This window comes from Herbaspirillum sp. 1173, assembly GCF_031455335.1.
Classification (GTDB): domain Bacteria; phylum Pseudomonadota; class Gammaproteobacteria; order Burkholderiales; family Burkholderiaceae_D; genus Herbaspirillum; species Herbaspirillum huttiense.
Window position 1 is genome coordinate 55,683 of record NZ_JAVDSP010000010.1, and the last position, 12,206, is coordinate 67,888.

Annotated in this window: 10 protein-coding genes and 1 tRNA gene; 3 read left to right on the top strand and 8 right to left on the bottom strand. The window is 63.8% G+C overall.

The window, feature by feature from the left end; all coding sequences use genetic code 11:
- The first annotated feature begins 159 nt into the window (after positions 1–159).
- The 3 genes from J2X56_RS23385 to J2X56_RS23395 all read left to right on the top strand — a co-directional run bounded on the left by J2X56_RS23385 (position 160) and on the right by J2X56_RS23395 (position 2,459).
- Positions 160–1,788: a glucan biosynthesis protein D gene (locus tag J2X56_RS23385; protein ID WP_310163112.1), complete on the top strand. Its 1,629-nt coding sequence runs from the start codon at positions 160–162 to the stop codon at positions 1,786–1,788.
- Between the two features lie 82 nt (positions 1,789–1,870).
- Positions 1,871–1,947, top strand: a tRNA-Arg gene (locus J2X56_RS23390).
- A 206-nt stretch (positions 1,948–2,153) separates the two neighbouring features.
- Positions 2,154–2,459: a hypothetical protein gene (locus tag J2X56_RS23395; protein WP_310163116.1), complete on the top strand. Its 306-nt coding sequence runs from the start codon at positions 2,154–2,156 to the stop codon at positions 2,457–2,459.
- Between the two features lies 1 nt (position 2,460).
- Here the strand turns inward: J2X56_RS23395 and J2X56_RS23400 are convergent, their stop codons facing one another.
- The 8 genes from J2X56_RS23400 to J2X56_RS23435 all read right to left on the bottom strand — a co-directional run bounded on the left by J2X56_RS23400 (position 2,461) and on the right by J2X56_RS23435 (position 12,185).
- On the bottom strand, positions 2,461–3,105 hold the full coding sequence (locus J2X56_RS23400) for a cytochrome b (protein WP_310163119.1): 645 nt from the start codon (positions 3,103–3,105) through the stop codon (positions 2,461–2,463).
- A gap of 38 nt (positions 3,106–3,143) precedes the next feature.
- Positions 3,144–3,752: an NAD(P)H-dependent oxidoreductase gene (locus tag J2X56_RS23405; protein WP_310163308.1), complete on the bottom strand. Its 609-nt coding sequence runs from the start codon at positions 3,750–3,752 to the stop codon at positions 3,144–3,146.
- A gap of 66 nt (positions 3,753–3,818) precedes the next feature.
- Positions 3,819–4,823: a YCF48-related protein gene (locus J2X56_RS23410; RefSeq protein ID WP_310163310.1), complete on the bottom strand. Its 1,005-nt coding sequence runs from the start codon at positions 4,821–4,823 to the stop codon at positions 3,819–3,821.
- A gap of 31 nt (positions 4,824–4,854) precedes the next feature.
- On the bottom strand, positions 4,855–7,224 hold the full coding sequence (locus J2X56_RS23415; protein ID WP_121045812.1) for an RND family transporter: 2,370 nt from the start codon (positions 7,222–7,224) through the stop codon (positions 4,855–4,857).
- 76 nt (positions 7,225–7,300) lie between these two features.
- Positions 7,301–9,040 (bottom strand): DUF1302 domain-containing protein, encoded by a 1,740-nt coding sequence (locus J2X56_RS23420; protein ID WP_121045811.1) that lies wholly within the window; start codon positions 9,038–9,040, stop codon positions 7,301–7,303.
- Positions 9,041–9,084: 44 nt separating this feature from the next.
- Entirely contained in the window at positions 9,085–10,449 is a 1,365-nt protein-coding gene (locus J2X56_RS23425; protein WP_121045810.1) for a DUF1329 domain-containing protein, read from the bottom strand.
- A gap of 91 nt (positions 10,450–10,540) precedes the next feature.
- Positions 10,541–11,911, bottom strand: a complete 1,371-nt coding sequence (locus J2X56_RS23430) for an aspartate aminotransferase family protein (RefSeq protein ID WP_121045809.1) — start codon at positions 11,909–11,911, stop codon at positions 10,541–10,543.
- A gap of 4 nt (positions 11,912–11,915) precedes the next feature.
- Positions 11,916–12,185, bottom strand: a complete 270-nt coding sequence (locus J2X56_RS23435) for a hypothetical protein (protein WP_134040421.1) — start codon at positions 12,183–12,185, stop codon at positions 11,916–11,918.
- Between the last annotated feature and the right edge of the window lie 21 nt (positions 12,186–12,206).

Genomic DNA, 12,206 nt, shown 5'->3' on the forward strand with positions numbered 1-12,206 from the left:
CGGTCCGGCGACCCTGTCCGCCGGACCCAGCATCAATCAATCCTCAGTCCGAAAGCCCGCTGCCCGTGCAGCGGGCTTTTTTTACGCAGGAACCAAGCACGGCAGGCTTCACTCTGTAGAGTTCGTCTTGCCCCGGACCGCTTCACAGGAGAACATCGCATGCCCAGCCGCCGTCAATTCCTCGCCGCCGCCAGTGCCGCTTCGGCATTGGCCGCCCTCGGCCTCTCGCCGCGTGCGCTGGCGGCGCAGGGCTTGCGCCTGGGCCGTGCGCAGCCGTTTTCCTTCGACAGCCTGATAACGCGCGCCCGCGATATGGCCCGCACGCCCTACCAGGCCCCGCCGGCCGTCCCCGCAGACGTTCTGGACAAGATCGACTACGAAGCCCACGGCAAGATCCGCTTCAAGACTGCCGATGCGCTCTTCGCCCAAGGGCCCGGCGCGTTTCCGGTGACCTTCTTCCACCTCGGCAAGTTCTTCCGTGTACCGGTACGGATGTTCATCCTTGCTGGCCAGGGCGATGGCACTGTACCGGTACAGTCGCGCGAAGTGTCTTACCGCGATGACTATTTCGACATGCCGGCCGACAGCCCCGCCCATCAGCTTCCGGCAGGCAGCGGCTTCGCCGGTTTCCGCTTCCAGGAAAGCCGCCTGGCCGACCAGAAGGAGAAGGACTGGCATGCCAATGACTGGGTGGCCTTCCTCGGTGCCTCCTATTTCCGCGCCATCGGCGACCTGTACCAGTACGGCCTGTCGGCGCGCGGCATCGCCATCGATGTGGCCCAGGCCGACCGGCCTGAAGAATTTCCCGACTTCACGCAATTCTTCTTCGAACCCTCCGCCCCGGGCAGCGATACGGTGGTGGTGTATGCCCTGCTCGATGGGCCCAGCATCACGGGTGCCTATCGCTTCGCCATGCAGCGCAAGCTGGGCGGCGGCGTGCACATGGAGATCGACAAGTCGCTGTTCCTGCGGCGCGACGTGGCGCGCCTGGGCCTGGCCCCGGCCACCTCGATGTACTGGTTCTCGGAAACGGTGAAGGGCACCGGCGCGGACTGGCGGCCGGAGGTGCATGACTCGGACGGACTGGCGATCTGGAACGGCGCAGGCGAACATCTCTGGCGTCCGCTCAACAATCCGCCGCGCACCATGTCGTCGGCCTTCAGCGACCAGCACCTGCGCGGCTTTGGCCTGCTGCAGCGCGACCGCGATTTCGATCACTACCTCGACGGCGTGCATTACGAACGCCGCCCCAGCCTGTGGGTAGAACCGGTGGGCGACTGGGGCGAAGGCGAAGTGCAATTGATCGAGCTGCGCACCGATGACGAGATCCACGACAACATCGTCGCCATGTGGGTACCCAAGGCACCGGCGCGCGCCGGCAACGCCTATCGCCTGCGCTACCGGCTCTACTGGCAGCAGGACGAGCCCTTCCCTTCCCCGCTGGCACGTTGCGTGGCCACGCGCCTGGGACGTGGCGGCCAGCCGGGCCAGCCGAGGCCGCCGCAGGTGCGCAAGTTCATGGTGGAGTTCAAGGGAGAAGCGCTGGCGGGGCTGCCTTTCGGCGTGAAGCCGGAAGCGGTCATCACGGCTTCGCGCGGCAGCATTTCCTATGTCTATACCGAAGCGCTGCCCAACGGCGTGCCCGGCCACTGGCGCGCGCAGTTCGATCTCACGGCCAGCGGCGAGGAACCGGTCGAGCTGCGCCTGTTCCTGCGCCATCAGGGCCAGGCATTGAGCGAGACCTGGCTGTTCCAGTACCATCCGTTTGCCGCGCGGGAAGTCTATTGAAATGCGGTGAAATAGTTTTTTTGAAGGGCTGCGAAAAAATGTTTGTACTTTTTTGAAAAGCTCCTTATAATCTCGTTCTTTCGCGGCTGTAGCTCAGCTGGATAGAGTACTTGGCTACGAACCAAGGGGTCGTGGGTTCGATTCCTGCCAGCCGCACCATATGTAGTAGAAAAAGGGTCCATCGCAAGATGGGCCCTTTTTTGTTTTGTGCTGCCGCCAGCATGGCGCAGCTCATCCACAGAATCCAAAGCTGGCCGACGCAGGGTTGCGCCATCGTCCGACAGGCCCCCGCAGCCCGGCTGGGGATAATCAAGGCTCCCCGAATCTGATTCCATCGATTTCCATCGATGCCCACAGGAGCCGCAATGAAAAAGATGTCCTTCCTCATGCTGGCCGCCGGTTCGCTGGCCATGCTGGCCGCTGCCAAACCGGTACTGCGCCGCTATGACGATCTCAACCGCCGCCGTGCCGGCACCCCGCCCGCCGACACCGCCTCAGGCCAACCCGCCATCATCGGTGAAGAAGACATGCAGCCCGTCGCCCAGGAAAGCAGCATGGTGGCTGACGGCACGCAGCACCATGAGCCCGCCGGCGCGCCGCCCGTCCAGGCCGCTACGGTGGATGCCCCGCCGCGCAAGGATGGCGACTTCGCGCCGCCGGTCGGCGCCTGACTCAGCGCCGCTCGCCCTCGTCCTTGCCGCCCCATGAGGCCGGCAGCATGCGCACCAGCGTGGCATCCTTGCGCACGCGGTGATGGAAGAGAGCCGCCGCGATGTGCAGGAGCACCACCACCCACACCACCCAGTCCCCCAGGAATTTGTGGATGGCGAAAATGGGCGTCTCCACCTGCTCGGCCGTAAGCTGCCAGGTCGTGGCGATCCAGTGGAACAAGGCCGTCTCGCGGAATGCCGGAATGATGAAGAGACCGAAATTGGTCGGATCATAAGTGTTCAGGTAGCCCGTGAGCGGCATCACGATCATGAACAGGTACAGCGCCCAGTGCGCCAGTTTGGCCAGCAGATGCTCCAGCGCACTGCCCGGCACCGGTGACGGCTCGACATTGATCCAGCGCCAGATCAGGCGCGGGATCACCAGCACCCCGATGCTCACGCCCAGCACCCAGTGGATGTTGAGAATGGGGATGACCAGTTCACCATTCGGTTCGATACCGAACAGCGCAGGCTTGATGCTGGTCTCGGGATCGATGAACCAGATCACGTAATACACCACGATATAGGCCAGGATGAAGGCCACCGCCATGGTCCAGTGGAAGCATTTGGCGACCGCGCCGAAGCGCTCCGAAGTATTTTTCAGCATGAATTTCCCTGCCAGAAGAAAAAAGGTGCGTCAGTGTATTACACGCGCAAAAAGGCTATGCGTGCCGAAGCATCCGCCAGCGCCTGCGCTTTTTCGCTCTCACCCAGGGCCACGCCTTCGGCGCGGATCACGGTGACGTCGACGATGCCAAGGAAGCCCAGCAGATCCTGCAGATAGCGCTCCTGGTGATCCAGCGCCGCTTCCGGCGTGCCCTCCGCATACTGGCCGCCGCGTACCGAGGCGATGTAGGCGCGGCGTCCCTTGAGCAGCCCTTCCGGACCGGCCTCGCCATAGGCGAAGGTAGTCCCTGCCACTGCCACCCTGTCGATCCAGGCTTTCAGTGACGACGGCAGCGAGAAGTTGTACATCGGCGCGCCGATCACCAGCAGATCCGCCTGCAGCAGTTCATCCAGGCAGGCCTGTCCCAATGCCAGGTCCGCCTGCAGGGCAGGATCGCTGACCTCCGCGCCATTGAAGGCCGCCAGGTGCTGCGGCGACAGATGCGCAGGCGCGACGGCGGCGAGGTCGCGATAGACCACTTCCAGTGCCGGATGCAGCACGCGCAGGCGCGCCACGATTTGCGCCGAGAGCTGGCGGCTTACGGAATGTTCACCCAGGATACTGGCATCCAGATGCAGGAGTTTCATGGTCATGGATTCCTCATATTCTATAAATCATTTATTCAATTTACGAAAAAAACGGGGCGGTGATGCTCAGGGCTTGGCCGCACCGGGCTCCACCGGTTTGAGGACGCCTTCCTTGGAGAACGGCAGGACCTGCCCCAGCCGGTTCACCAGCAGCGTCGTGATGGCCTGCGGAGCAGTCGCGACGACCTGCCAGCTGAGGCCATCATCACGGCTCTGCAGCAGCTTGCCCTCCAGCGAGGAGGCCGTCAGCACACCCGAAGTGGCCTGCAGCGCCGTGATGGAGCCGCTGGTGGGCAAAGCCACGGCCTGCCACGTCGCCCCCTCATCCATACTGCGCAAGAGCTTGCCGCCCAGTCCTGCCACGATCAGCGTGCCCGAGGGCTGGGCCACCGCCCCGCTCCACAGCGAGGCCTTGCTGCCGGTACTCTGCAATTCCCAGTGCTGGCCACCATCGCGTGACCGGAACAGCGTGCCCTGCTCCGCCGCCAGGTAAAGCGCATCGCCCTGCCCTGCGAAGAGGTGCAGCAAATTCAGGTCGCTGCGCTTGCTGCCCGCAGCCACCGGCAAATGCAGCGGTGTCCAGGTCTTGCCGCCATCCTCGGTCTGCAGCAGCAGCGACCACAATCCGGCGGCCCAGCCATGGAGACGATCACGGAAGTAGACCGTGAACAGCGGCTGGTCGACCTCGGTGGCGCTGCGCTGCACCTGCCAGGTCTCGCCACCGTCGGCGGTGTGGATCACCACGCCGCCATGGCCGGCCGCCCAGCCCTCCTTGTCATCCACGAAGCTGACTGCCGTCAGCGTGAAATCCACCGGCACCTGGCGCGCCTGACGCCAGTGCTGCCCGCCATCATCAGACAGGATCACATTGCCGCGCGCACCCACCGCCACCACGCGCTCACCGGCCAGCGTCGCCGCCAGCATCATGGCGCGTTCGGCATGGGCATCGGCCACGGCGGCACGCAGCGGCACCGGCGCCATGCCCTGCGCGTGACCACTGCCGGCCGCCAGTGCAGACCACGCCAGCAGCGTCACGCACAGCCATCCCTTGACTGACTTGCTCACATCCATTCTCCCTTGCATCGCATTCTCTCCTGCGCTCTCAATGGCTCATCATGCTGTTGACCTTGATCTTGCCCTTGCGCGGGAACAGCCGTTCCAGCACCACCGCAAAGGCCGGCAAGGCGGTCATGGCCATGATCAGGTTGACGATGAACATGAAGGCCAGCAGCTTGCCCATATCCGCCTGGAACTTGAGCTGCGAGAAGGACCAGGTGGCCACGCCGATGGCCAGCGTGATGGCCGTGAAGATGGTGGCCACGCCGATTTCCTGTATCGATTTCTCCAGCGCCACCTCAATCGCCTCGCCCGCCGCCAGGTGCATCTGCAGGCGGCTGTAGATGTAGAAGGCATAGTCCACCCCGATGCCCACGGCCAGCACCATCACCGGCAAGGTCGCCACCGTCAGGCCGATCTGCAGCTGCTTCATGAAGGCATAGCCGATGAAGGTGGCCACCGTCAGCGGCAGGCAGCACGCCACCACGGCACGCAGGTCGCGATACACCGCAAACACCAGCACCACGATGGCGGCATAGACGTAGAGCATCATCGGCAGCTCCGATTTTTCCACCTCCTCATTGACGGCGGCGATCACCCCGGCATTGCCTGCGGCCAGGCGGATGCTCAGCCCCGGCAGCGGATGCGCGCTGCGGTACTGCTTGACGGCCGCGATCACGCCATTGATGGTGGAGGCCTTGTGATCGGTCAGGTAGAGATGCGTGGCCAGCATGCTGCAATCCTTGGAGAGGAAGCCGCGCACCCGCCCGATCTCCACCGCCAGCGCGGCGTAATTGGCCGGATCCAGCGGCACCGAATACATCGCCGGATTGCCCTCGTTGTAACCTTCGTTATAGATCTTCATCTGCTGCGCGAAGGAGCTCACCGACATCACCCCCGGCACCTGCGCCATGGCAGCATCGAACTGGTCCTGGTAACGTCCGAAGGCGACCTGGTCACAGGAATTTTCGGGGGTGGCCAGGATCACCGAGAGCCAGTCCAGTCCCGTGTCGTAGTTCTCCGCAATCGCCTTGGCATCCAGGTTGTAGCGCGAGTCGGCCCGCAGCTCGGGGGCCCCGGCCTGCAGGGTACCGACCAGGCGGTCGCTGCTGTACCACACCGAGGCCGCAAAGAGCAGCAGCGTGACCAGCACGATTCCCCTGGCATTGCGCGGATGGGCCGCACGCGCAAACACCTGCAGCCAGCGCGCACGCTTCTGCTGTGCCCGCATGGCGGCATCGGCATAGGCCTTGTCGACCTTGAGCAGGGAGGCCGCCAGCGGCAGCATGACCAGGTTGGTGATGATCTTGTAGCCCACGCCGATGGAAGCGGTGATGGCCAGCTCCTTGACCATGGGAATCGGAATGAGCGTGAGCGTGATGAAGGAGACGAAGGCCGTCACCAGCGCCAGCACGCCCGGCACCAGGAGGCCACGGAAGCTGGCGCGCGCCGCCTCGTCGCACCCCATGCCGGCCGCGATGCCGCGCACGATGTAGTTGATCTGCTGCACCCCGTGCGAGACGCCGATGGCAAACACCAGGAACGGCACCAGCACCGCCAGCGGGTCCAGTCCGTAGCCCAGCAGGTGCAAGGTCCCGAACTGCCACACCAGCGATACCAGCGAACAGACGATGGGCAGCAGCGTGAACGGCAGCGAGCGGCAATACCAGTACACCGCCAGTGCAGTCAGCAGCAAAGCCATCACGCAGAACTTGAGCACGCCCTGCGCGCCATCGGCAACATCGCCGATCTGCTTGGCGAAGCCGATGATCTGCACCTCGAAGTCGGCATTCTCGTACTTGGCGCGCAAGTCGTTGAGCAGCTTGTTGTAGGCGAGATAGTCGACCTTCTTGCCATTGGCATCGAACTCGTTGATCTCGGCGATGATCATCGCGCTGTCCTGGCTGCGCGAGACCAGCGTACCCACGAAGCCGCCATTGTTGGCGCTGTCGCGGATACCGGCGATCACCTCCGGCGTCAGGTTGTCAGGCGTGACGGTACCGGCGATGACCGGGTCGGCGCGGAACCCTTCCTCGGTGATTTCATTGACGAAGGTGTTGGGCGTCCACAGCGACTGCACCCCCAGCCGGTTGATGTTGGGCAGGAACATGACGGCCTGGGTCATGGCGTTCAGGCGCGTGAGGCCGTCCCTGGTCCAGATGCTGCCGTGCCGGGCGCGCAGCACGATGTTGAGGCGATTGGCACCGAACAGTTCATCGCGGTATTGGTGCAGCGTGGCCACGTATTCGTGGTCCGAAGGGATCTGCTTCTCGAAGCCGGCATCCATGCGCAGCTGCAGCGAGAACACGGCCATCAGCGCCGTGAAGCCCAGCAGTGCCAGCAGGATGGGCAGGCGCGCGCGAAAAGCCAGCGCCTCCAGGCGCGCCAGGCTGAGAAAGCCGTTGAGAAAACGCATAGTGATCTGAATCCAGCAGGCAAGACACGGTACGACCGGAACGGACTACGCCCGCCAGGGCGCAGTCCGACCGGGATCAGAAGTTGTAGGTCGCGGTGGCCCCGACGAAATTGCGGCCGCGCAGCGGCTGGTCGAAGATGGTGTCGCCGCCCCAGAACATGGCGTAGTTGAGCGAGAACTGCCACTTGGCCGGATTCTGGATGAAGCTGACGATGAAGTTGGCCGACTTCGCGCCCTGCATGAAGGTGCCCGCAAAGTTGGGCGTGCGTCCATGCAAGGCCTGGAAGTAGAAGATCTCCGGTACCACCTGCCAGCCCGGTATGAGCGAACCGTCATACACCCAGCTGAAGTCCAGGTTGTAGCCATACGAGAGCGCCGTGCCTACGCTGGGCGGCGACCCGGCGCCGGTGGCAATGGCATTGGCGGTGGTGTCGTAACCCCAGCCCCAGTTGCCGGCCGCGACGGGAATGCCCTGGTAGGACTTCTTCATGTTGGGATAGTAGATGCCCACGGCCTCGGCCATCAGGGTGGCGGTATCGGCCCCGCCCAGCATCTTGAGGATGGTGGGATTGTCGCTCGGGGTCATGCTCAACAGGCCCGTGACCGCCAGCTGGTACTTGGCTGTCTCGACGTAGCAGTTGCCGTTGGCCAGGCAGCCGCTGCCATTGGTGGTCGGGCTGTTGCCGGCGGTGGAGGTATTGAGCGTGATCGGATCCTTGGGACGGTAAGACAATTCGGTGCCCACTGCCCAGTTGCCGACCGGGAAGTTCATGCTGGCACCGATCATCTTGCGGTCCTGCAGATAGGAGTAGCCGAAGCCCGAAACCGAACTGGTGGAGGTCGACATCACCGGCGACTTGTCGTGGTAGTTCATCAGGTACAGCCCGAAATTCATCTCGGTGTCCTTGGGGCTGTAGCGCAGCGCCACGCCGTACTGGCCGCTGGAACGCGGCGTACTGGTGGTGGGCACGCCCAGCTCGGTGGCACCGTTGCCGATGGTGCCGATGGACCAGTAGCTGCCCACCGGCGGGAAGTAGTTGCGCTGCCAGCCTTGCTGCACATAAGTCTCGACGCTCAGGCCATGGCCCAGTCCGGTGGCGAAGTTCACCATCGGGGCCGGCAGCACCGCTTCCTTCATCTGCGTGCCCGGTTGCGACAGGCGCATCAGGTCCAGCGCGTTGGTCTGGTTGATGCCTCCGGGGATGAACAGGCTCTCGCCCCAGTTCACCACCTGGTTACCAACACGCAGGCGGCCGCGCTGCTCGCCGATGGAGAATTCCTTGCTCACCCACAGATCCAGCAGGCGCGTCTTGTTGCGCACCTGGCTGGCCGCATTGCCGGGGAAGGAACTGCCGCCGCCCCCGCTGACGTAGCCGGTGGCGCTGTCGGCTGCAAAGTCGCGCAGCCAGCTGACGCGGCCGAGGAATTTCACGTCCGAAGGCAACTTGAGCATCAGCTCATGGGTGCCTTTGATGTAGGTGGTGAAAGCGCTGCCACGGTCGTAGTTCAGGTTGCCCTGGTCGTTGTATTGCGAGAGCGAATCGGCACAGCCATCCGGTGCGCCCGCACCGGTCGGCCCCGAGGGCTGGCCGCCGTTGACCGAACCGATGATGCCGGCACAGACCGGCTTGCTGGCGCGGATCCCGACGCCCACCGTGACGGTGGAGTCAAAGTTGCCCGAGACCGATTCCCCCTCGAAGGTAAAGGCCTGGGCACTGCCCGTGTAGAGACAGGCGCCCATCAGCGGTACGACGATGGGCAACATCCGTGGCAGCGCCGAACCTGCACGCCGCGTCTTGCGCATTGGCTTCTTCATGGTTTTCCCTTCCCCGTCAAAGTCTTGTCAGAGTGGCGTAGCGCTCAGCGGTCGCTGATGGCACGCAGGTTGTCGGCGCTGTAGAAACTGTCGCGCAGACGCGGGTTGTCCTTGACCTCGGTCTCCCAGCGGATGTCCTTGCCGGTGCCGGCCGAGTGCGAATCCATCAGGTAGCGGCCTTCGGCCAGGTTGTACTGGGCGAAGCCGGCGAGATCGCAGGCACCGGTTTCATAGACCGGAATGATGTAACCCTCGCGGTGCTTCCACAGCTTGTTCTGGGCGTCGTAGTCGTCGGAGAGCACCAGATTCCAGCTGTCTTCATCGACATAGAAGGTCCGCTTGGGGGCCAGGTGGCGCACGCCCGGCTTGACGGTGGCTTCCACCACCCAGACCCGGTGCAGCTCGTAGCGGCGCGCATTCTCGGCCACGAAATCAGGCTTGGCGATGTCGTCGAAATTGGCCTTGAAGTTGTTGGCCCCGAAGCTGTTGTAAGCGACGTAGATTTCCTTCTTGCCGACCAGCTTCCAGTCGAAGCGGTCCATGGTGCCGTTGAAGACGGTCGGCTCATCCATGGTGTACTGGTTTTCCATGCCGATCTGCGGCGCATCGTAGGCATAGGACGGCATGCGGCGCACGCGGCGCTGGCCGGGGAAGTAGTAGAAGGTCTCCGCGCCCGGACGATTGAGATAGGTCGCCACCGTCAGCGCCTGCCCGGCCAGTGCGGTCGGCGAGGCATAAGCAACGTAGGTGTAGAACTCGACCCCGCCCAGCGTGGACAGCTTGGTGCTGCCCTTGACGCTGGAGGGATAGAACAGCGTCAGTTGCTGGCTGGCCTTGATCCACTCATTGCTGCCCTTGCGCGGCGAGACGGCGGTGATGGTGTTGGGGAAGTCCACGCCCACGCCGCGATAGCGCATCTTGCTGTTGTACATCACCTCCAGGCCGGTCTTGGGCAGCGGGAAGGGAATGCCGGGCACGTTGGCTTCGGCCAGGCTCCAGCCGTCGGCACCGATCTTGCCGTCGGCCACATTCTTCCTGGTGTTCTCGACCACGAAGTCGGGCGCGGCACAGTAGCGGTGGGTGGGATAGATATCCATCTTGTAGCCCTTGACCTGCTTGATCAGGGCCACCTGTCCCGGCGTAAGGTGATCGGCGTACTTGTCCACGTTGGAGGCGTCGATGACCTCGGTGGGCTTTTCATCCTTGTACTTGAAATAGTCCTTGCGCAGCTTGCCGTAGGACCAGCCGGGCAATTCCACGTTTTCCGCCTTCCATTCCGGGACGCCCTGGCCGGCGGCCTTGTCGCCGCCCAGCGGGGTCAGGGTGGTGCCCAGATCTTGCACCGAGGCCGCGTGCGCCAGCGTCGCGCCCATTGCCAGCAGGGACAAACCGAGGATCGTTCTCTTCATGACCACTTTCTCCAATTGACTCAAACCTGTTGCGATTGATGAGGAATCAGGCAGGCGGCCGGGATGCGTCCCGGCCACCGGGTTGTCCCGTTCAGAGGGAGGCCAGGCCGGCGCCGAAGATGTCCAGTCCCTTGAACAGCAGCGAACGCGGAATGGTCAACGAAGGCATCACGCGCATGACGTTGGTGTAGCGGCCACACGGAATCATCAGCACGCCATGGCCGACCACGTAGTCCATGAGCTTGCCCAGCTTCTCGCGCGAGAGCGGCTCGCGGGTCTCGCGGTTCTCGACCAGCTCGATGCCGATCATCAGGCCGCGTCCGCGCACCTCGCCGATCCAGGGGCTGTTGAAACTGCGGATACGTTCCTGCGCTTCCAGGCCCAGGGCATGGGCGCGGTTGACCAGGTCCAGGCGCGGGTCTTGCAGGATGCTGATGTTGGTCAGCGCCACCGCTGCCGAGATCGAATTGGCGGCGAAGGTATTGGGCTGCGAACCATCAGGGATCTTGGCCGCGAGATCGGAACGCATCACCAGGCCGGCCATCGGCATGTCGCCGCCGATGCCCTTGCCGAAGGTCAGCATGTCGGGCTTCACGCCCGAATGTTCCACTGCCCACATCTTGCCGGTGCGGCCGGCACCGGCCTGCACTTCATCGACGATCAGCAGCGCGCCGCTGCGGTCGCAGGCCTTGCGCAGGATCTGCAGGAACTCCGGCGACGGCGGCACATAGCCGCCCTCGCCCTGCACCGGTTCGACGATCACGGCCGCCACGTCATCGGCGGCGGTGTAGGGGGTGTTGAGCAGGTAATCGACATATTCACCGGCGATCTGCTCGGCGCTCTTGTTGCTGGTGTCGAAGGGGAAACGGTAGGCGTAGGGATACGGTGCGTGGATCACGCCGCCCATGAAGGGACCGAAGCCCTTGCGGTAGGCGGTGCCGGTGGTGAGCGCATTGGACGCATTCCAGATGCCGTGATAGCCGCCGTGGAAGGCGATGATCTGGTGGCGGCCGGTGACGCGCTTGGCGAACTTCACGGCGGCTTCCAGCGCATCGCTGCCGCCCTGGGTGAAGAAGGTGATGCAGTCGCCGCGCAGGCCCTCGGGCATGATCTCCGAAATCTTGGCGGCCAGCTCGGTACGCTTGGAGCTGTTGACTTCCATCGAGTGCATCAGCGATCCGGATTGCTCACGGATCGCTTCGACCACGCGCGGATTGCAGCGCCCGACGCTGCTCACGCCGACGCCGGCGGAGAGGTCGATGAAGGTATTGCCGTCCGGGTCCTTGAAGGTCACGCCGAAGGCCTGGTCCATGGCGATGGGCATGCGGCCGCCGCCACGTGCCATCGACTCGGTGCGTGCCGACAGTTCCAGCGCCGCTGCCGTCTTGGGGCCGGGATAGGTGGACGACACCATCTTGGGAGCGTCAGCAAAGTTGAGCGACTCCAGTTCTGCTTCAATCATAAACTTACCTTTCAAGACCGTTTTCAAGAGAGTGTTCGCTGCGCAGCGGCAAGCGAAGGACCGGGAACAGCGCCGCCCGCAACGCCTTGCTGGCGAGCTTGCGGCATGACACGATTAAAACCCTTGCACCGGGCAAGCCATTAGCCCAAATGAGCAAGTCATCGCGCAGCGTGATGCGGGGACGGAAATAATTTGCACAGGCGCGCTCCCGCCTTGCGGGAGGCTGACGGACGACTGACGAACGAATGAAAAAAATGGCGGCCGAAGCCGCCATCAAGAGTGCTGCCAGGCACCA

Coding starts and splice junctions, on each gene's coding strand:
- J2X56_RS23385 (WP_310163112.1), top strand. CDS start 160: ATGCCCAGCCGCCGTCAATTCCTCGCCGCCGCCAGTGCCGCTTCGGCA.
- J2X56_RS23395 (WP_310163116.1), top strand. CDS start 2,154: ATGAAAAAGATGTCCTTCCTCATGCTGGCCGCCGGTTCGCTGGCCATG.
- J2X56_RS23400 (WP_310163119.1), bottom strand. CDS start 3,105: ATGCTGAAAAATACTTCGGAGCGCTTCGGCGCGGTCGCCAAATGCTTC.
- J2X56_RS23405 (WP_310163308.1), bottom strand. CDS start 3,752: ATGAAACTCCTGCATCTGGATGCCAGTATCCTGGGTGAACATTCCGTA.
- J2X56_RS23410 (WP_310163310.1), bottom strand. CDS start 4,823: ATGGATGTGAGCAAGTCAGTCAAGGGATGGCTGTGCGTGACGCTGCTG.
- J2X56_RS23415 (WP_121045812.1), bottom strand. CDS start 7,224: ATGCGTTTTCTCAACGGCTTTCTCAGCCTGGCGCGCCTGGAGGCGCTG.
- J2X56_RS23420 (WP_121045811.1), bottom strand. CDS start 9,040: ATGAAGAAGCCAATGCGCAAGACGCGGCGTGCAGGTTCGGCGCTGCCA.
- J2X56_RS23425 (WP_121045810.1), bottom strand. CDS start 10,449: ATGAAGAGAACGATCCTCGGTTTGTCCCTGCTGGCAATGGGCGCGACG.
- J2X56_RS23430 (WP_121045809.1), bottom strand. CDS start 11,911: ATGATTGAAGCAGAACTGGAGTCGCTCAACTTTGCTGACGCTCCCAAG.
- J2X56_RS23435 (WP_134040421.1), bottom strand. CDS start 12,185: ATGGCGGCTTCGGCCGCCATTTTTTTCATTCGTTCGTCAGTCGTCCGT.